22 protein-coding genes and 1 pseudogene are annotated in these 18,708 nt (G+C 57.0%); 15 read left to right on the forward strand and 8 right to left on the reverse strand.

Going from position 1 to position 18,708, the window contains the following annotated elements; all coding sequences use genetic code 11:
• Positions 1 to 30: 30 nt before the first annotated feature.
• The 7 genes from AC1MEA_RS02655 (at position 31) to AC1MEA_RS02685 (ending at position 4,704) form a co-directional block, all read left to right on the forward strand.
• The gene (locus AC1MEA_RS02655) at positions 31 to 600 is read left to right on the forward strand and encodes a putative antibiotic biosynthesis monooxygenase (RefSeq protein ID WP_219060870.1); all 570 of its coding nucleotides are present in this window, start codon (positions 31 to 33) and stop codon (positions 598 to 600) included.
• 170 nt (positions 601 to 770) lie between these two features.
• Complete coding sequence (gene folM, locus AC1MEA_RS02660; protein WP_219060869.1) at positions 771 to 1,481, forward strand: dihydromonapterin reductase; 711 nt, start codon at positions 771 to 773, stop codon at positions 1,479 to 1,481.
• A gap of 22 nt (positions 1,482 to 1,503) precedes the next feature.
• Complete coding sequence (gene folE / locus AC1MEA_RS02665) at positions 1,504 to 2,064, forward strand: GTP cyclohydrolase I FolE (protein WP_219060868.1); 561 nt, start codon at positions 1,504 to 1,506, stop codon at positions 2,062 to 2,064.
• Between the two features lie 2 nt (positions 2,065 to 2,066).
• Positions 2,067 to 2,438, forward strand: coding sequence for a dihydroneopterin triphosphate 2'-epimerase (gene folX, locus AC1MEA_RS02670; RefSeq protein WP_219060867.1), 372 nt, complete (start codon positions 2,067 to 2,069; stop codon positions 2,436 to 2,438).
• Positions 2,439 to 2,554: 116 nt separating this feature from the next.
• Positions 2,555 to 2,851, forward strand: a complete 297-nt coding sequence (locus tag AC1MEA_RS02675; protein ID WP_219060866.1) for a DUF1244 domain-containing protein — start codon at positions 2,555 to 2,557, stop codon at positions 2,849 to 2,851.
• Complete coding sequence (locus AC1MEA_RS02680) at positions 2,844 to 3,185, forward strand: HopJ type III effector protein (RefSeq protein ID WP_480916597.1); 342 nt, start codon at positions 2,844 to 2,846, stop codon at positions 3,183 to 3,185. Before AC1MEA_RS02675 ends, AC1MEA_RS02680 begins: the two co-directional genes overlap by 8 nt.
• Before the next feature lie 100 nt (positions 3,186 to 3,285).
• Positions 3,286 to 4,704, forward strand: a complete 1,419-nt coding sequence (locus AC1MEA_RS02685; RefSeq protein WP_480916315.1) for an IS1182 family transposase — start codon at positions 3,286 to 3,288, stop codon at positions 4,702 to 4,704.
• Between the two features lie 131 nt (positions 4,705 to 4,835).
• Here AC1MEA_RS02685 and trxB read toward each other — a convergent pair whose 3' ends face one another.
• On the reverse strand, positions 4,836 to 5,798 hold the full coding sequence (gene trxB / locus AC1MEA_RS02690) for a thioredoxin-disulfide reductase (protein ID WP_219063545.1): 963 nt from the start codon (positions 5,796 to 5,798) through the stop codon (positions 4,836 to 4,838).
• Positions 5,799 to 5,949: 151 nt separating this feature from the next.
• Positions 5,950 to 6,549, reverse strand: coding sequence for a peroxiredoxin (locus tag AC1MEA_RS02695; RefSeq protein WP_219063544.1), 600 nt, complete (start codon positions 6,547 to 6,549; stop codon positions 5,950 to 5,952).
• A 249-nt stretch (positions 6,550 to 6,798) separates the two neighbouring features.
• Between AC1MEA_RS02695 and cysZ the strand changes: the two genes are divergently transcribed.
• The 5 genes and pseudogenes from cysZ to AC1MEA_RS02720 form a co-directional block, all read left to right on the forward strand.
• Positions 6,799 to 7,554 (forward strand): sulfate transporter CysZ, encoded by a 756-nt coding sequence (gene cysZ / locus AC1MEA_RS02700; RefSeq protein WP_480916599.1) that lies wholly within the window; start codon positions 6,799 to 6,801, stop codon positions 7,552 to 7,554.
• A gap of 214 nt (positions 7,555 to 7,768) precedes the next feature.
• The gene (locus AC1MEA_RS02705; protein ID WP_480916601.1) at positions 7,769 to 8,080 is read left to right on the forward strand and encodes a hypothetical protein; all 312 of its coding nucleotides are present in this window, start codon (positions 7,769 to 7,771) and stop codon (positions 8,078 to 8,080) included.
• Positions 8,081 to 8,421: 341 nt separating this feature from the next.
• A complete protein-coding gene (locus AC1MEA_RS02710) occupies positions 8,422 to 8,652 on the forward strand; it encodes a hypothetical protein (protein WP_480916602.1) in 231 nt (76 codons plus the stop codon).
• A 70-nt stretch (positions 8,653 to 8,722) separates the two neighbouring features.
• Positions 8,723 to 9,229 (forward strand): hypothetical protein, encoded by a 507-nt coding sequence (locus tag AC1MEA_RS02715; RefSeq protein ID WP_480916603.1) that lies wholly within the window; start codon positions 8,723 to 8,725, stop codon positions 9,227 to 9,229.
• A 77-nt stretch (positions 9,230 to 9,306) separates the two neighbouring features.
• Positions 9,307 to 10,437, forward strand: a pseudogene (locus tag AC1MEA_RS02720) (glycosyltransferase family 4 protein); the annotation flags it as partial.
• Between the two features lie 83 nt (positions 10,438 to 10,520).
• Here AC1MEA_RS02720 and AC1MEA_RS02725 read toward each other — a convergent pair.
• From AC1MEA_RS02725 to AC1MEA_RS02740, 4 genes are all read right to left on the reverse strand, one after another.
• Entirely contained in the window at positions 10,521 to 11,624 is a 1,104-nt protein-coding gene (locus AC1MEA_RS02725) for an NADH:flavin oxidoreductase (protein WP_480916604.1), read from the reverse strand.
• Between the two features lie 17 nt (positions 11,625 to 11,641).
• Complete coding sequence (locus tag AC1MEA_RS02730) at positions 11,642 to 12,253, reverse strand: TetR/AcrR family transcriptional regulator (RefSeq protein WP_219063538.1); 612 nt, start codon at positions 12,251 to 12,253, stop codon at positions 11,642 to 11,644.
• A 176-nt stretch (positions 12,254 to 12,429) separates the two neighbouring features.
• A complete protein-coding gene (locus AC1MEA_RS02735) occupies positions 12,430 to 12,912 on the reverse strand; it encodes a glutathione peroxidase (RefSeq protein WP_449635305.1) in 483 nt (160 codons plus the stop codon).
• 121 nt (positions 12,913 to 13,033) lie between these two features.
• Entirely contained in the window at positions 13,034 to 13,519 is a 486-nt protein-coding gene (locus AC1MEA_RS02740) for an FKBP-type peptidyl-prolyl cis-trans isomerase (protein WP_449635306.1), read from the reverse strand.
• A 13-nt stretch (positions 13,520 to 13,532) separates the two neighbouring features.
• Here AC1MEA_RS02740 and AC1MEA_RS02745 point away from each other — a divergent pair, with 13 nt between their 5' ends.
• The 3 genes from AC1MEA_RS02745 to AC1MEA_RS02755 all read left to right on the forward strand — a co-directional run bounded on the left by AC1MEA_RS02745 (position 13,533) and on the right by AC1MEA_RS02755 (position 17,001).
• The gene (locus tag AC1MEA_RS02745; RefSeq protein WP_480918092.1) at positions 13,533 to 13,829 is read left to right on the forward strand and encodes a DUF3565 domain-containing protein; all 297 of its coding nucleotides are present in this window, start codon (positions 13,533 to 13,535) and stop codon (positions 13,827 to 13,829) included.
• A gap of 113 nt (positions 13,830 to 13,942) precedes the next feature.
• On the forward strand, positions 13,943 to 16,033 hold the full coding sequence (pta, locus tag AC1MEA_RS02750) for a phosphate acetyltransferase (protein ID WP_480916606.1): 2,091 nt from the start codon (positions 13,943 to 13,945) through the stop codon (positions 16,031 to 16,033).
• Positions 16,034 to 16,095: 62 nt separating this feature from the next.
• Positions 16,096 to 17,001 (forward strand): acyltransferase, encoded by a 906-nt coding sequence (locus AC1MEA_RS02755; RefSeq protein ID WP_480916607.1) that lies wholly within the window; start codon positions 16,096 to 16,098, stop codon positions 16,999 to 17,001.
• 69 nt (positions 17,002 to 17,070) lie between these two features.
• Here the strand turns inward: AC1MEA_RS02755 and AC1MEA_RS02760 are convergent, their stop codons facing one another.
• Together AC1MEA_RS02760 and AC1MEA_RS02765 are read right to left on the reverse strand one after the other, a co-directional pair.
• Positions 17,071 to 17,775, reverse strand: a complete 705-nt coding sequence (locus AC1MEA_RS02760) for a YiaD family glycine zipper/OmpA-like lipoprotein (RefSeq protein WP_480916609.1) — start codon at positions 17,773 to 17,775, stop codon at positions 17,071 to 17,073.
• 136 nt (positions 17,776 to 17,911) lie between these two features.
• Positions 17,912 to 18,556, reverse strand: coding sequence for an MBL fold metallo-hydrolase (locus tag AC1MEA_RS02765; RefSeq protein ID WP_449635309.1), 645 nt, complete (start codon positions 18,554 to 18,556; stop codon positions 17,912 to 17,914).
• Positions 18,557 to 18,708 lie beyond the last annotated feature (152 nt).

Here is an 18,708-nt window from a genome sequence, read left to right on the forward strand (position 1 = left end):
GGAAACTCACTCGTCTTACGGAGATGCACGATGTCTACCTCACCCGTCACCCTGATGGTCGCCCGCCGCGTCGCCCATGGCCGCTACCACGAACTCATCGCCTGGCTGCGTGAAGGTGAGCAACTTGCCACCGACTTCCCCGGATATCTGGGCTCCGGCGTTTTAGCGCCGCCCCCTGGTGACGATGAATTCCAGATCATCTTTCGCTTCGCCGACGAATTCACAATGCACGCATGGGAGCATTCCGCGTCACGAAGCACTTGGCTGGTGCGCGGCAGCGGCTTGTTTGCACAACCTTCGGAACACCGGGTCAGAGGCATCGACGGCTGGTTTGGTGCCGCCGGTCAGCGTCCGCCGCGCTGGAAACAAGCCGTGGCCATCTGGCTCGCGTTCTTCCCGGTATCGCTGATATTCAACTTCTTGCTGGCTCCCCTGCTCAATGAGTTGAGTTTGCTGCCTCGGGTGCTGGTCAGCACATTAGCCCTCACACCGCTGATGGTTTTCCTGTTCATTCCACTGTCCACCCACCTGCTGTCACCCTGGCTGCACAGCGCACCTCGAGCGCCAATCCGCGCGTCAGAATCGTCACCCAGCCACTAGCCAGGCGCGAGGTTCAACAACTCGCGCAGCGCGGTGCGGGTTGTTCAGTGAGGGCCATTGGTATAACTTTGCTGCAAATAATAGCCAGCTAATGGTTTCGCTGGCTCGGGCCGCATGCCGATCACTCAGGGCCCCGGCTTCAACCCTCACTGTGTTGCGCGAGTTGCCCCATGGTTTTTCCTTCTGCCCCTATTCTGATCACAGGCGCCAGCCAGCGTATCGGGCTGGATTGCGCAAAACGCCTGTTGGCAGACGGTCATTCGGTGATCGTCAGTTACCGTAGCGACCGCCCGGGCGTGCAGCAATTACGTGACCTGGGTGCGCTGGCGATCCATGCCGATTTCTCATCTGAAGCGAGCATCCTGGCGTTCATCGATGAACTCGGAAACCACACCGACAGCCTGCGGGCAATTGTCCATAATGCCTCCCAATGGCTGGCCGAAACGCCAGGCAGTGAGGCCGCGGCCTTTACTCAGATGTTCAACGTGCACATGTTGGCGCCCTATTTGATCAACCTGCACTGCGCCCCATTACTGCACCGTTCGCCTGTGGCCGACATCGTTCACATCAGCGATGACGTCACCCGTAAAGGCAGCAGCAAGCACATCGCCTACTGCGCCAGCAAAGCAGGGCTTGAAAGCCTGACCTTGTCATTTGCGGCCAAGTTCGCGCCCCGGATCAAGGTCAATAGCATCGCGCCAGCGCTGTTGATGTTTCAACCCGACGACGACGCGGCGTACCGCACCAAGACCCTGGCCAAGTCCGCCATGGGCATAGAACCCGGTGCCGAGGTGATCTACCAGAGCCTGCGCTATCTGCTGGACAACCCCTACGTTACCGGCACAACCTTGACTGTAAACGGCGGTCGGCACCTTAAATAAGTCGCCCCGCGAGGATTCCTTGATGACCTTATCGCTGCCACAGCATTACCGCGAGATCCTCGTGGGCCTGGGTGAAGACCCCGACCGCGAAGGCCTGCTCGATACGCCCAAACGTGCCGCCAAAGCGATGCAATACCTGTGTCATGGCTATGAGCAAAGCGTTGAAGACATCGTCAACGGCGCGCTGTTCGCCTCCGACAACGATGAGATGGTCATCGTCAAGGACATCGAGTTGTACTCGCTGTGCGAGCATCACCTCCTGCCCTTCATCGGCAAAGCACACGTCGCCTACATCCCTACGGGAAAGGTCCTTGGGCTGTCGAAGATTGCACGCATCGTCGACATGTTCGCCCGACGCCTGCAGATTCAGGAAAACCTCACCCGGCAGATTGCCGATACGATCCGCGAAGTGACCAGCGCCGCTGGCGTCGCCGTGGTGATTGAAGCTCAACACATGTGCATGATGATGCGTGGCGTTGAAAAGCAGAATTCGACCATGATCACCTCGGTCATGCTCGGTGCATTCCGTGACTCGAGTACGACCCGTCAGGAGTTTCTGCAATTGATTGGACGGAGCAAATAGTCATGCCAAGACTCGAACCAGGAACGGCCCGCATTCGGGTCAAAGACCTGTGCCTGCGCACCTTTATCGGCATCAATGAGGACGAGATCCTCAACAAGCAGGACGTGCTGATCAACCTGACGATTCTGTATGCCGCCCAGGATGCTGTGCGAGACAACGACATCGATCACGCCCTCAACTACCGCACGATCACCAAAGCCATCATCCAGCATGTGGAAGGCAATCGTTTTGCGCTGCTGGAACGTCTGACCCAGGAAGTGCTCGACCTGGTGATGAGCCACGCAGCCGTGCTGTACGCCGAAGTCGAAGTCGATAAACCTCACGCCCTGCGATTTGCCGAGTCGGTGTCGATTACCCTGGCTGGGCAGCGTTGATTCAATGCTGACAAGGGTCTGACCAGAAGCCCTTGTGAATATCTTCGCGAATGGCTTGGACCCGGTGTCTTCCCCTCTTATCATTCAAACCATTAACTGCCTGCAAAGAGCCCATCATGACCGAGCAAGAACGCCTCGAACTCGAAGCCGCCGCCTTTCGCCGACTGGTCGCGCACCTGGACAGCCGCAAAGACGTCCAAAATATCGACCTGATGAATCTTGCCGGTTTCTGCCGCAACTGCCTGTCCAAGTGGTACAAGGCCGCAGCCGATGAGAAACAGATCGACGTCAGCCTCGACCAGGCCCGCGAAGTGGTTTACGGCATGCCTTACAGCGAGTGGAAAACCCACTACCAGCAAGAAGCCAACGCCGAGCAGAAAGCCGCGTTCGCCAAGGAAAAAAAGCATGACTGATCTGAACACCCTGCGCGCCAGCCTTCGTAGCGGCCAACACGCTTTCGCCGACACCCTGGCATTCATCTCTGCCGGCTACGACTACCAGCCACAGGCGTTCAGCAACGGTGGCGTGGAAAACGCCGCCGGGCAGAACGAAGGTTCCTGCAAGACACTGGGCCTGGCCGTGCTTGAGGGGCTGAGCGATGAAGAAGCCCTGCTCGCATTTGGCGAACACTATCGCTCGGTGCAGGCCACCCCAGATGGCAATGATCACGGCAACATCCGCGCGCTGATCGCTCACGGCCTGGCCGGGGTGACCTTCGCAGCCGAGCCGCTGAAACGTAAAGTCTGAACGTGAAAAAACCGGCCGAGCAGACTGTGTGAAAACCTAGCAATCTGCACAAGGCTCAACGAAAATGCTCCGTACCGAAAGATACGGGGCATTTTTCGTTATGGCCTACATTCAAGGCGAGTCGCGCAGCCAGACCAGCTTGTTTCCGGTCTCGCTGGAGGAATTGATTCCTGCGGATCACCTTGTCCGGGTCATCGACCTGTACGTGAGCAAGCTGGATCTCATACAGCTGGGGTTTGATAAAGCGCGACCTAAAGGCACCGGTCGCCCGTCTTATGATCCTGCCGATCAGCTCAAGCTCTATCTCTACGGCTACTTCCAGCGGATCCGCTCATCGCGCCGACTCGAAGCCGAGTGCCAGCGCAATATCGAAGTCATGTGGCTAATCAATCGGCTCAAGCCCGACTTCAAGACTATCGCCGACTTCCGAAAAGACAACAAACCTGCCTTCGTGGCGACGTGCCGTGCCTTCGTTCGGTTTTGTCGAACGGCTGGTCTGATTGCAGGAGAACTGGTCGCCATCGACGGCAGCAAGTTCCAGGCGGTTGCTTCTGCACGGCGGCATCTGAATCTAAAGCAGCTCAAGCGCCAAGAGGAGAAGTTGGATAAACGCATTGCCCAGTATCTGGCAGAACTGGATGAAGCCGATAAAGCCGACGTTTCTGAAGTGATTGATCGCAGTGCGGTCAAGACCGCGCTGGCGAAGCTTGAAGTTCGCAAGCAGGACAATCAGAGCTGCCAGGTACTGATGAATGCCCTTGGCGTGGAGCAGTTCAACACACACGAAAGCGATGCCCGAATGATGCGCACGCCAAAAGGCGCTCGCGTCGCCTACAACATACAGACGGCTGTGGACGCCGAGCATTGCCTGATTTTGCATCACGAGGTCACTCAGGACAGTGATGACCGCAAGCAGTTGGAGCCGATGGCCAAAGCCGCCAAAGAGCAACTACAGCAGGAAGAATTAACGGTTACCGCTGATGCCGGCTACTCCAACGGCAAGCAGTTCCAGGCTTGCGAGGATGCTTCGATTACCAGTTATGTGCCGGTTCAGCGCTCGCTCAACCCATGTGATCAGGAGTTCTTCGCACGCGATGATTTTGCCTACGATGCCACGCAAGACCGCTATCAATGCCCTGCGGGCAAATGGCTAACGCTCAAACAGTTGAACAAGGGCGACCGCATCTACCAGGCAGCCATCAGTGATTGCGCGGTCTGCCCGTTAAAATCCCGATGCACCAAGGCGCAACGCCGCCATGTCATGCGGCATGCCCATGAAGAGGCGTTCGAACGAATGGAAAAAAGGATGCTCGCGCATCCGGAAATGATGATTAGCCGAAGATCCATCATTGAGCACCCCTTCGGAAATCTGAAACAGTGGTTGTTTGGTAATGGCCGCTTCCTGTTGCGCCAGTTGGAGGGCGCGCGAGCGGAAATGGCACTGGCCGTGAACGCTTACAACCTGAAAAGAGCCGTTAGCGTGCTGGGTGCACGCCGGATGATGGAACTGATGGCCTGAAAAGGCTTTTTCGCCTGCTGACGATATAAAAGGAAACGCCCCGACAAGTCGGGGCGTTTCCTTTAGCCTCGGGAAACTGCGTTTTCACACAGTCTGCGAGGCCGGTTTTTTTTGCAACTGCAAGCAGGCTTTTACAGCGCAGCATCCTTCAGACCATCGAGGTAACGCTCGACGTCCAGTGCCGCCATGCAACCCGCACCCGCCGAGGTAATCGCCTGACGATAGATGTGGTCAGCCACATCGCCCGCCGCGAAAACACCGTCGACATTGGTCGCAGTCGCATTACCTTCACGGCCGCCCTGAACCACCATGTAGCCGTCTTTCAAGGTCAGTTGGCCTTCGAACAGCGACGTGTTCGGCGTGTGGCCGATAGCGATGAACACGCCATCGACTTTCAGCTCGTCAGCGCTGCCGTCATTATTTCTCAGGCGAGCACCGGTCACGCCCATGTTATCGCCCAGCACTTCTTCCAGGGTCGCGTTGAGCTTGAGCACGATCTTGCCTTCGGCAACGCGGGCATGCAGCTTGTCGATCAGGATCTTCTCGGCGCGGAACGTTTCGCGACGGTGGACCAAGGTCACTTTGCTGGCGATGTTAGCCAGGTACAGCGCCTCTTCCACGGCAGTGTTACCACCACCGACGACTGCGACTTCGCGGTTGCGATAGAAGAAACCATCGCAGGTCGCGCAGGCGGATACGCCTTTGCCCATGAAAGTTTCTTCTGATGGCAGGCCCAGATAACGAGCGCTGGCACCGGTCGCGATGATCAAGGCGTCACAGGTGTACGTCGCGTTGTCGCCTTTGAGACTGAACGGCTTGCCAGCCAGGTCCACCGCATTGATGTGGTCAAACACCACTTCGGTTTCGAAACGCTCGGCGTGTTCCTTCATCCGCTCCATCAACACCGGGCCGGTCAGGCCGTGGGGATCACCAGGCCAGTTATCGACTTCAGTGGTGGTGGTCAATTGACCACCTGCCTGCATGCCGGTAATCAACAGAGGCTTGAGGTTGGCACGTGCCGCGTAGACCGCTGCGCTGTAACCGGCAGGACCGGAGCCGAGAATAATCACTCGGGAATGACGTACATCAGACATGACACACTCCTATTGACCGGCCATCGTTACGCGTGGTCGGAACGCCGGTGTACCGGCTGGAATAAAAAAGGACCGCACAAGCACTTGGGGAAGGCTTACAACACGGCAGTCCTGAAAATATGAGGCTGCGGCCGGAGCCGCAGCCGGGGTATTACAAGTTTTTAGCGTTTTCGGCCAGGTAATCGGCAACGCCCTTGGCGTCAGCCTTCATGCCTTTTTGACCTGGGCGCCAGCCGGCTGGGCAGACTTCGCCGTTCTCTTCGGTGAACTGCAGAGCTTCAACCAAACGGACCATGTCGTCGACATCGCGACCCAGTGGCAGGTTGTTAACGACCTGATGCTGAACCACACCTTCCTTGTCGATCAGGAACGAAGCGCGCAGAGCGACGCCAGCTTCGTGCTCGATGCCGTAAGCGCGAGTGATTTCGTGTTTGACGTCAGCCACCATGGTGAATTCGACTTCACCGATACCGCCTTTTTCAACAGGGGTGCTGCGCCATGCGTGGTGAGTGAATTGCGAGTCGATGGAAACGCCGACCACTTCAACACCCAGCTCACGGAATTTCGCGATGCGGTTATTGTGGGCGATGATTTCAGACGGGCAAACGAAGGTGAAATCCAGAGGCCAGAAAAACAGAACCACGTATTTGCCACGCAGGGAGGACAGCTTGAAGCTGTCGACGATGGAACCGTCACCCAAAACTGCTGCTGCGTCGAAATCCGGGGCCTGCTTGTTTACCAGTACGCTCATGATGACTCCTTGGAGATTAAAATTTCAGGAAGAGATTGATAAGTTGCCGAGAAGCTTATCGAGGTCGCGAAGATTAAGGAAATATCGTTTCACAATCCACCTCATAGGCAGGGTCTATCCAGATAACCTTTGTATCAACGCTTGACCATAGACTTTACGCCGTCGGGTTTGTTACCGCGAATGTCCGCACTTTCGTACGCCCTGCAAAGCCGGTAAGGTCGGCGCGTTTCCCACCGTTCGGAGCCTGCCATGCCTGCCCCTGTTCTTTCTGGTCCGCAATACCTGCGTGAAGGCCTGAAACTGGTCCTGAGCCCCGGCTTGCGCCTGTTCGTTCTGCTGCCGCTGGCGATCAACCTGGTGCTATTCGGCGGCCTGATTTACCTGGCCATGCATCAGTTCGGCATGTGGGTCGACACCTTCATGCCAACCCTGCCAGTCTGGTTGAGCTTTCTCAATTACATCCTTTGGCCATTGTTCGTGGTGCTGGTGCTGCTGATGGTGTTCTTCACCTTCACCATGATCGCCAACATCATTGCCGCGCCGTTCAACGGCTTTCTCGCGGAAAAAGTCGAAGTGGTGCTACGCGGCACCGATGACTTCCCGACCTTCAGTTGGGGCGAACTGGTCGCCATAGTCCCGCGCACCTTCAGCCGGGAGATGCGCAAGCTTGGCTACTTCCTGCCCCGCGCGATCGGCCTGCTGATCCTGTCCTTCATCCCGGTGGTCAATCTGGTCGCTGCGCCACTGTGGCTGTTGTTCGGCGTCTGGATGATGGCCATTCAGTACATCGACTACCCCGCGGATAACCATAAAATGGGCTGGAACGAAATGCTCGCCTGGCTGCGCGCCAAACGCTGGCAGAGCCTGAGCTTCGGCGGCATCGTCTACCTGGCGTTGCTGATTCCGGTGGTCAACATTTTGATGATGCCCGCCGCCGTGGCCGGGGCAACGTTGTTCTGGGTGCGTGAGCGCGGAGCAGAGGCAACGCCCGGTAACACGCTTTAAAGCTCGCCGATAACAGCCGGTTTTTTGCTCCCGCCACGCACCGGCTGTTATCTAAAGCACGCACTAACGCCCGATGAATTTCACTGCCATAACTATGTATGTGCTGTCACCCCGCCTGATCCTTTCTAATGGCTCTTCCAAACAACCTGTCCCTCTGCATACCACGATGAGCATGATGCTCAACGGCGGGGACGCTAGATAAAGGAAGATCACCATGAGCACTGAAATCATTCGTGAAAAAGCGCGCAACCTGCTGAATGCTGCGTTGGAAAGCTGGAACCTGAACCCGGACGCCGTCTATTTCAACGGCGTCAACAACATGACCGAACGCCTGGTCATTGCTTCCATTTCACTGACCGAAGAAACCGTAGATAAAACCCTCGAAAAAGATCTGCCTACGTACTCCTATGTAAACGCAGGTCTGTTTTCGGTAGCTTACTCATTCGCCGATGAACACCGCGTGGAAGGGCCTGACGCTGAAACCCTGAGCCGCATCATTACTGAAATCATTCATACCCTGGCTTAATAGCACCGTGCATTTCCCTGACGGAAAGTCATTGCGGCATTAACCAGAGCATGTTCATCCTGTAAAAAGGATGAACATGTTTACCCCGTAAAAAAATGAAAACAACCAAGGCACTATTTGGTGTCCGAACAGAGGCGATTAACCGGAAGGCAACCCCTTGCCGATAGGGGGCAACCCCTTGCCCACGTCCTACAAATAACCACTTGTAGGAACTTTCTGTAGGACAACTATTCCAGCGCGCAGAATAGCTGCAACAGTTGACTCATCCTCCGCGCCGCTCGTCCTCAAATAAAAATTGGCATCTTTATTGCTCTCCTAACACTAAAAAACCAGGAGGCATTATGCCCATTGAATCCAGCATCAATTCAATTCAAACTGTTTCAAATTTTCAGAAAATCATCGATAGCTCCGCACCCGCAGCCATCGAGAGATTAGTCGAGTCTCGCTCAAGATTCGTACACACGTTAACCAGTGCAATGAGCGAATATAACTCGACTCAAGATAAAAGCCATACACCCGCCGCGGCAGCAATGGAGAGGATAGCAGCACCTCGCTCAGCGCCATTAAACTGATGGAAAGCCAGCCTTCGTCGGCCAGCGCTACCGGTCATTCGGCGTCGAACACCTTTCGCGAGAAAACATTATGCGTATTGAGACATCGATCAATTCAACCCGCCCGATTGAAACAACTCGACCAGAAGCTAAAGATGCAACGTCGTTACGGCCCCTCGATAGCGCAGGCAAGTCATTCATGCAGAACTTTAACGAGGCAGTCACAGCATCCGAAACGCACAAAGAACACACTAAAAGTGCTAAAAGCGTATCGCTCAGAAGTTTTCTTTTGGACAGAGCCAACAACGACCAGCAAGAGGCTGCGCGGCTGGCTCATAGCTATGCCTACAATTCTCTCAACGGAGAAATGCATGATCTTACTGACTACCCTATTATTCGCTATAGCTCGACCGGCGAAATTGTGACTGATACCACAACCTCATATTTTGAGAGAACAATGTTCTCGATAAGAAAAGAACGAATTGAACTGTATGAAACAGAACAAGCAAAGGGTACACCTCCAGCAACAATCCTGGAGAAAATGCTGAATTTCAATGATGGATTACCACAGAAGTTCCGTGAAATGGCGAACTGGTAAACTCCGCGCCCATCACTGTCACAAATCCATCATCAAATCACCACATAAGCGACATGGCCTCAGCCGAGACTGACGTCATGAGCACGATCTTGCATGTCACCCTGATTACCGAAACCTTCCCGCCCGAGATCAATGGCGTGGCCAATACCCTTGGTCGGTTGTGCGACGGCCTGCGTCTGCGCGGTCACCGTGTCGAGTTGATACGTCCGCGCCAGAGTGAAGATGCCGGGTTTGTCGCCGCGGACGATCTAATGCTGTGCCGTGGCTGGCCGATTCCGGGATATCCCGGTTTGCAGTGGGGGCAATCATCAATGCACAAGCTGTTGCGGCGCTGGACGCGGCAACGCCCGGATGTGCTGTACATCGCCACCGAAGGGCCGCTGGGATTGTCCGCATTGCGCGCGGCCAGGCGCTTGGGAATTGCCGTGGTCAGCGGCTTTCACACCAACTTCCAGCAGTACACCCACGAATACGGGTTCGGGTTTGTCACCCGTCTGCTGACGCATTACTTGCGCTGGTTTCACAATCGCTCACAGATCACCGTCGTGCCCAGCCTCAGCCAGAAAATGGAGCTGGAGCGTCGAGGCTTTGAGCGGGTTGAACTGCTGTCGCGGGGCGTCGACAGTCAGTTGTTTCATCCGTCGAAACGTTCAGCGGCGCTGCGTGAGAGCTGGGGGTTGGGTGTGGGCGATATTGCCGTGCTGCATGTGGGCCGGCTCGCTCCCGAGAAAAATCTGGGCCTGCTTAAAACCAGCTTCGACGCCCTGCAAGCGGCACACCCTCGACAAACGCTGAAGTTGATTATCGTCGGCGATGGCCCGCAACGAACGACGCTGGAACAGCAACTGCCGAACGCGATTTTCTGCGGTACACAACGGGGTGAAATGCTGGCGACGCACTACGCATCGGGGGATCTTTTTGTCTTCCCGAGCCTGACCGAAACCTTTGGCAATGTGGTGCTTGAGGCCTTGGCGTCCGGGCTGGGCGTGATCGCCTATGACCAGGCCGCGGCGGCTCAGCATATTCGTCATGGGCACAATGGTGCGCTAGCGATGCCGGGGGATGAAGAAGCGTTTATCGATGCCGCACGTTGGTTGCTCGAAGAAAGCGAAACGCTGCGCAGAGTCCGCTTGAACGCGCGGCAACACGCCAGTCGTCAGGGATGGGGAGCGATTATCGACCTGTTCGAAAGACAACTACGCAGTGCGCGCGAGATGAGCACCAAGGCGTTGCCCATGGGGCAATTATTGTAAGCGCGTGGGGGGGGGCGTCCCCCACGCACCTACAGGCTTTAGACCAGCGTCATTAAGGCGTCACGGCTGAACGGCAGGATGTCCTGCTCGCGGCCATCACGCACCTTCACCGCCCAGTCCGGGTCCACCAGCAGCGCACGGCCTACCGCGACCAGGTCGAACTCGTCGTTGTTCAAACGCTGCAGCAGGTTATCCAGGCTCGCCGGTTGCGCGATCTTGTCGGTATTAACCATGAATTGCAGGAACTCGCCATCAAGCCCGACGCTGCCCACGGTGATGGTCGGCTTGCCGGTCAGCTTGCGGGTCCAGCCGGCCAGGTTCAGATCAGAGCCTTCGAACTCAGGTTCCCAGAAGCGACGTGTCGAACAGTGAAAGATATCCACGCCAGCGTCTGACAGCGGCTTGAGGAATTCACCCAGCGCTTCCGGCGTCTGCACCAGACGTGCGCTGTAGTCCTGCTGCTTCCACTGCGAGAAACGGAAGATGATCGGAAAGTCAGGGCCGACCGCAACACGCACTGCCTGGATCAACTCGATGGCAAAACGCGAACGTCCGGCCAGATCGCCGCCATATTCATCCGTGCGCTGATTGGTGCCTTCCCAGAAAAACTGATCGACGAGATAACCGTGAGCGCCGTGGATTTCAACGCCGTCCATGCCAATCGCTTTGGCGTCCCTGGCTGCCTGAGCGAAGGCGCCAATCACGTCCTGAATATCTTGTTTGGACATGCCGTGCACCACGACCTGACCGTCTTTGAGTTTTTCCGTTGGCCCGTAACCCGGCACGCTGGCGTCAGGTTCCGTGCCGACGCGCCGAACGCTGCCCACATGCCACAGTTGCGGGACGATTTTGCCGCCTTCGGCATGCACCGCATCCACGACTTTTTTCCAACCGGCCAACGGCGCTTCACCGAAGAACTGCGGGACGTTCGGGTAACCGTTAGAGGCTTTGTGATTGACCGTCGTACCTTCGGTGATGATCAGACCTACGCCTGCGGCAGCGCGCCGGCGGTAATACTCGATGACTTTGGAGTTAGGCACGCCACCTGGGGAAAACGAGCGGGTCATGGGTGCCATGACCACGCGTGAAGGCAATTGCAAATGGCCCAGATGAAAGGGTTTGAACAAGGCGTTGACTGGCATGTGACGCTCCTCGGGGATCAATCGGTATCAGTGGGGCCAGGCGCCAACAGACGCTCAAGCTGGTTCAGAAAAACGTCGAGGGAGGCGACACTGCCTCCCACTTTCATGCGCATCAACGCCCCTTCCCAGGCATTGGCGATAAATTCGGCGAGCGCGGCACAGTCGGTATTGCCAGGCAACTCACCGGCCTGACGGGCGGCCGTCAGGCACTGGGCAAGAATCGCCACCGAACGCTCAAGGATCTGTTCCACCTGACGGGCGATGGGCTGGCAGCCATCCGCCATTTCGAAACTCAAGCTGCCGATAAAGCAGTGATACTCAGGTTTCTCTTGTCGGGAAAAATGCTCGAGCAGGTCGCGGTAGTAACTCAGGACCCGTTCACGCGGGCTCTGCGCCGGGTCTGCCAGCGCAGCGGCGTAACGCTGCAATCGCGGCGCATACAAATACTCCAGCGCTTGCACGGCAAAGTCTTCTTTGCTGGCGAAGTAGTGATAAAACGACCCCTTGGGAATACCTGCGGCCTGGACAATCTCCAGCACGCCCGTGCCGTGATAACCGCGCCGGGTCATCAGGTGGGCGCCTTTGGCGAGGATCAGATCACGCTTGTCGAGTCGAATGGATGTGCTCATGGCGCGAAGCATATGACCGGTCGTCTCGCTTCTGCCAGCACTATTGATTTGGGTGATTTAGTAGTAAAAGTCGGAGAGAGAATAAAGGCAAATAGCGGGGTTCAATGGACAGAACCTGAAGGGGAAAAGCTTGCCGGGCGTGCTCGAATGGCAACCCGGCGGGCGAAGCCGGTGGATCAGCTCAGGGCTTTTTCAATAGCCTGAACCACTGCGTGATCTTCTGGCGACGTACTTGGCGAGAACCGCGCGAGGACGCGGCCGTCTTTACCTACCAGGAATTTCTCGAAGTTCCAGGTAATGTCTCCGGGAAATTCGGCACCTTCACCGACCAGCAGACGGTACAGCGAATGACGATGAGCGCCGTTCACTTCAAGCTTGCTACCCAACGGAAATGTCACTCCGTAATTCAGGGTGCAGAATTCTTGAATCTCCGCTTCGGACCCAGGTTCCTGGCCAGCAAATTGATTGCACGGCAGACCCAGCACGCTGAAGCCTTGATCCTTGTACTTTTGGTAGAGTTTTTCCAACTCCGCGTATTGCGGCGTCAGACCACACTTGGAGGCGACGTTGACCACCAGCACGACTTTGCCCTTGAGGGGCGCGAGAGGCAATTCCTGGCCATCCAGAGCTTTTAATGTCGTGTCGTGAAAAGCACTCATGACGAACTCCTAAATAACTAGCGGACTAAAAAGGCGCCCGTATCAGGCCGTGGAAACGAACCAGTCGTCTTCACACACCTGCCTGGGCGCCTTGCCGGCTAACAGAGCTTAGCAGCACAAATCAATGGTGATGGCCGCCTTCGCCATGCACGTGACCATGAGCGACTTCTTCCTGGCTGGCGTCACGAATTTCAATGATCTTGACCTCGAAATTCAAACGCTGACCAGCCAAAGGATGGTTGCCGTCAACGGTCACATCATCGCCGTCCAGATCGCGGACAGTCACGATCTGCATGCTGCCGTCCGGGCCCGACGCGTGGAACTGCATACCCACTTCCAGTTCGTCGACACCTTCGAACATGCTGCGGCTCAGGGTGCTGACCAATTCGGCCAGGTATTCGCCATAAGCGTCTTCCGGCTCGATGGACACTTTCAGTTCGTCACCGACGTTCTTACCATCCAGAGCCTTCTCCAGGCCCGGAATGATATTGCCTGCACCTTGCAGGTAGACCAGCGGCGCGCCGCCGGCGGAACTGTCGATGACCTCACCAGCGTCGTTGGTCAGGGTATAGTCAATGGAGACAGCCTTGTTGGCGGCGATCGGCATGGGGCAAGACCTTTTGCTTAAGATTGAAGAACGATCAAGTTTAACCAAGCAATCGCCCGAAAGCGAACGCAACTCTGACGGACGGCCCAGATTGGAAAACCCGACACTCCTTGAGTTTCGTCAGGACGAGGATGGGCACTGGATTGCCGTGCTTTCCTGCGGCCACACTCAGCATCTGCGCCATCAACCGCCATGGCAATCGCGGCCCTGGGTGCTTGATCCAGCGCAACGGCAACAACGAATAGGTAAAAGCTTTAGCTGTGGCTGGTGTGCGCAGGGCCCGGATAACGATAGTCTTATGCCCCACTGAGGCACCGCGAATCGATAGCGTGCCCGTAATGTACAAAAAGAATCAGTGACGTAAACCGGTATTTTGGCTGGCTGATCCGCGCCGCCCTTGCACTGCTCAATTGAGAAGCCCGCATGCAGACTTTTTTTATCGCCCCCACTGACTTCGGTGTGGGTCTGACTTCCATCAGCCTGGGCCTGGTGCGCACGCTTGAACGCGCAGGGCTCAAGGTCGGCTTTTTCAAACCCATTGCCCAGCCTCATCCGGGCGATCTGGGGCCAGAGCGCTCCACCGAACTGGTCGCTCGCACCCACGGCCTCAAGCCGCCTAAACCGCTGGGCCTGGCGCATGTCGAGCGGATGCTCGGCGACGGCCAGCTGGATGAATTGCTGGAAGAAATCATCCAGTTGTATCAAGAGGCTGCGGTAGGCAAGGATGTGCTGATCGTCGAAGGCATGGTCCCTACCCGCCATGCCAGCTACGCCGCGCGGGTCAATCTGCATTTGGCGAAAAGCCTGGATGCCGAAGTGATTCTGGTCTCCGCACCGGAAAACGAAGTGCTGACCGAGCTGTCCGGGCGGGTCGAATTGCAGGCGCAACTGTTCGGCGGCCCAAAAGACCCGAAAGTCCTCGGCGTAATTTTGAACAAAGTGCGCACCGACGAAAGCATGGAGGCCTTCGCCGCGCGCCTCAAAGAACACTCGCCTTTGTTGCGTAACGGTGATTTCCGCCTGCTGGGCTGTATTCCGTTTCAGGCTGACCTGAACGCCCCGCGCACCCGCGATGTGGCCGATCTGCTTGGCGCACAGGTACTCAATGCCGGCGATTACGAACAACGGCGCATGTCCAAAGTCATCCTCTGCGCACGCACCGTGCTCAACACCGTGTCGCTGCTTAAACCGGGCGTACTGGTGGTAACACCTGGCGATCGCGATGACATCATCCTCGCCGTCAGCCTTGCTGCGATGAACGGCGTGCCGCTGGCGGGTCTGCTGCTGACCAGCGACACCGTGCCTGATCCACGGATCATGGAACTGTGCCGTGGCGCGCTGCAAGGAGGCTTGCCCGTACTGTCCGTGAGCACCGGCTCCTATGACACCGCGAACCAGTTGAACCAACTGAACAAAGAGATCCCTATCGATGACCGCGAACGCGCGGAAATCATTACCGATTTTGTCGCCGGGCACCTGGACGCGAAATGGCTGCACCAGCGTTGCGGCACGCCTCGGGAAATGCGCCTGTCCCCGGCGGTCTTTCGCTATCAATTGATTCAGCGCGCACAGGCCGCCAACAAGCGCATCGTCCTCCCGGAAGGCAGCGAACCGTTGACCATCCAGGCGGCGGCCATCTGCCAGGCGCGCGGCATCGCCCGTTGCGTGCTGCTGGCCAAGCCAGAAGAAGTCTATGCCGTGGCCAAGGCCCAGGGCATCGAGTTACCAGCAGGGCTGGAAATTCTCGACCCGGACCTGATCCGGGGACGCTATATCGCACCCATGGTCGAGCTGCGCAAAAGCAAGAGCCTCAACGCGCCGATGGCCGAGCAGCAATTGGAAGACACCGTAGTGATCGGCACCATGATGCTGGCGCTCGATGAGGTCGACGGCTTGGTTTCCGGGGTCATCCACTCCACCGCCAATACCATCCGTCCGGCGTTGCAGTTGATCAAGACCGCGCCGGGCTGCACGTTGGTGTCGTCCGTATTTTTCATGCTGCTCCCGGAGCAGGTGCTGGTCTACGGCGACTGCATCATGAACCCGCACCCCAGCGCCAACGAGCTGGCTGAAATCGCCCTGCAAAGTGCCGATTCGGCAGTGGCTTTCGGCATTGCGCCAAGGGTGGCGATGATCAGTTACTCCAGCGGCGATTCGGCCAGCGGCGAAGAAGTGGAAAAAGTCCGTGAAGCCACGCAGCTGGCGCATCGGGCCCAGAGCGATCTTTTGATCGACGGTCCGCTGCAGTACGATGCCGCCGCCAACGAAACCGTCGCCCGCCAACTGGCGCCCAACAGCCCGGTCGCCGGACGCGCCACGGTGTTTGTGTTCCCGGACCTCAATACCGGCAACACCACTTACAAAGCCGTGCAGCGCAGCGCAGATTGCGTCAGCCTCGGCCCGATGCTGCAAGGCCTGCGCAAACCGGTAAACGACCTGCCACGCGGCGCTCAGGTCGATGACATCGTCTACACCATCGCCCTTACGGCGATTCAGGCTGACAACCTTTCCTGACCCCAATAACAGCCGCCGGGAAGTCCGGCGGAACTTGAACTATTTTTGGAGCCCTGCCCCGCATGGATTTTTTACCTGCCCCATTGCGAGGCGTGATTGCCTCGCTGCTATTGGCGCTTAATACAATCGTTTGCTGCACACCTTTGTTCGTGGTCGCCATCTTCAAGCTGTGCCTGCCCTTCCCTGCCGCCCAACGCTTGACCGACTGGCTGATGAGCCACATCCACGAAGCCTGGATCAGCAACAACAGAACCTGGATGAAGCTGGTGCGCAACACCCGCTGGCACCTGAGCGGGCTCGAAGGCCTGGACTATCAACACTCGTACCTGATTACCAGCAACCATCAAAGCTGGGTCGACATCATGGTCCTGCAATACGTGCTCAATCGGCGCATCCGTCCGCTGAAGTTCTTTCTCAAGCAGGAATTGATCTGGGTACCGGTTATTGGCCTGGCCTGGTGGGCGCTGGGTTTCCCGTTCATGAAGCGTTACTCCAAGGCGTACCTGGCCAAACACCCGGAGAAGAAGGGCAAAGACCTGGAAACCACGCAGCGTACTTGCGACAAGTTCCGCAATAACCCGGTGGGCATCTTTAACTTCGTGGAAGGCACGCGGTTCACCGAGAGCAAACACGCCGAGCAAAATTCGCCCTTTCGCCACCTGCTCAAACCCAAAGCGGGCGGCATCGCGTTTGTGCTCGACGCCATGGGCGATCAGTTGGAGGCCATCGTCAACGTGACCATCCACTACCCTGGCGGGCGCCCAGGTTACTGGGACCTGCTGTGCGGTAACGTCAGGGAAGTGGTCGCGCATTTCGAAGAAATCAAAATCCCGACGCAGTTCATCGGCAGCAATTATGACCAGGACGGTGAATACCGCCTGGAATTCCAGCAGTGGATCAACCGACTGTGGGAAGACAAGGATTTATTGCTGGATCGCCTGCATCAGGAGTATCCACAAAAGCGTTGATCGCAACCTGACGGCAGAAGCGAATGAATTCGCTCCTGCCGGGTTAGCGGCCGATATAAAAATACTGACTTACTGCTGCGGCTGCTGGTATTGCTGACCCGGAATAGGCTTCAGGTTGACTTCAACCCGACGGTTCTGCGCCCGGCCATTCACGTCGGCGTTGCTCGCAATCGGCTGATCCGGACCCGCACCACGCACGGACAGGTGGGAAGGGTCGACGCCTTGCGAAGTCAGGTACGTACTTACGCTTTGCGCACGCTGCTGGGACAGGTCCATGTTGTGCTGACGGCTACCGGTGCTGTCGGTGTAGCCCACGATTTCAATCATGTTCTGGTTGAACTGCTTCAAGGAGCCGGCCAGATTGTTCAGCGGCGAATAGAAGCTGCTGGCAATGGCTGAAGAGTCCGTAGCGAAGGTGATGTTGCCCGGCATGATCAGCTTGATCTGATCCCCCTGACGCTGCACCTCTACCCCGGTATTGGCCATGCTTTTGCGCAACTCGGCTTCTTGCTTGTCAGCGTAATAACCGTAACCGGCAGCACTGGCACCGACAACCGCTGCGCCAATCAGCGCGCCCTTGCCACGGTTATCGTGACTAATCGCAGCACCGGCCAAGGCCCCGGCCAGCGCACCCAGGCCACCGTATTTGGCGGTCTTGCTGACACCACCTGAATTATCAGCCTGTCCTTGGTTGTCATAAGGATTAGGCGACGCGCACCCGGACAACAAGGCAACAGCAGTAGCGACAAGAATCAAACGACGCGAGGTGAACATTGAGGAACTCCTGTTTAACTTCCTAGGGCTACTTTTTATGGCCGCTTTCGATAACGCAACGAACGTCAGACGCAGACCGTGCGGCGATTAGAGCCTCACTTAAGGAAAAAATTCCATAAACCCGATGTAACAAAATTCACGCCCGAACGTAAGGGTTCTGGCGCATCTCATCGCCCAAGCGTGTCTCTGGGCCATGACCGGTGATCACCGTCGCCTCTTCGTCCAGGCAGTACAAGCGCTGCTTGATCGAACGAACGATAGTCGCCTGATCGCCACCCCACAAATCCGTGCGCCCAATCCCACGCTTGAACAACGTGTCGCCAGCAATCAACAGCTTGTCGTCGGCAAACCAGAAGCTCATCGAACCGGGTGTATGCCCAGGGGTGTGCAACGCCACGCCGCAGCCACACGGCAACGCCTCATCATCGGCCAACCAACAATCCGGTGGCGGTACCGGCGTATAAGGCACACCGAACATCTGGCACTGCATCTCCAGGTTGTCCCAGAGGAACTTGTCCTCCCGATGCAAATGCAACGTCGCCCCGGTCTTCTCCTTCATCAACCCGGAAGCCAGAAAATGATCCAGGTGCGCATGGGTATGAATAATACTGACCACCCGCAGCCCCAACGCGTCCAGCCGAGCCAGAATCAACTCATGATCGCCACCCGGGTCGACCACGATCGCTTGCTTGGTGACGGGATCGCCGATGATCGTGCAGTTGCACTGCAACGGGCCGACGGGGAAGGTTTCGCGGATGAGTGACGGTTTGGCGACTTGCATGGGGCCTCCCGGGAGATGGATAGACGTAAGTTTGAATTGTAGAGGCCATGCCGTCGAGCGTCGGCTTGCACCCTATCCACACTGAGTACCTCGCCTGTAGACCCGAGGTTTGCATCCGATTGCCCGAGGCCGCCAGCATGGGCGGGCCCCAG

This window comes from Pseudomonas sp. ASL8 (assembly GCF_056680355.1).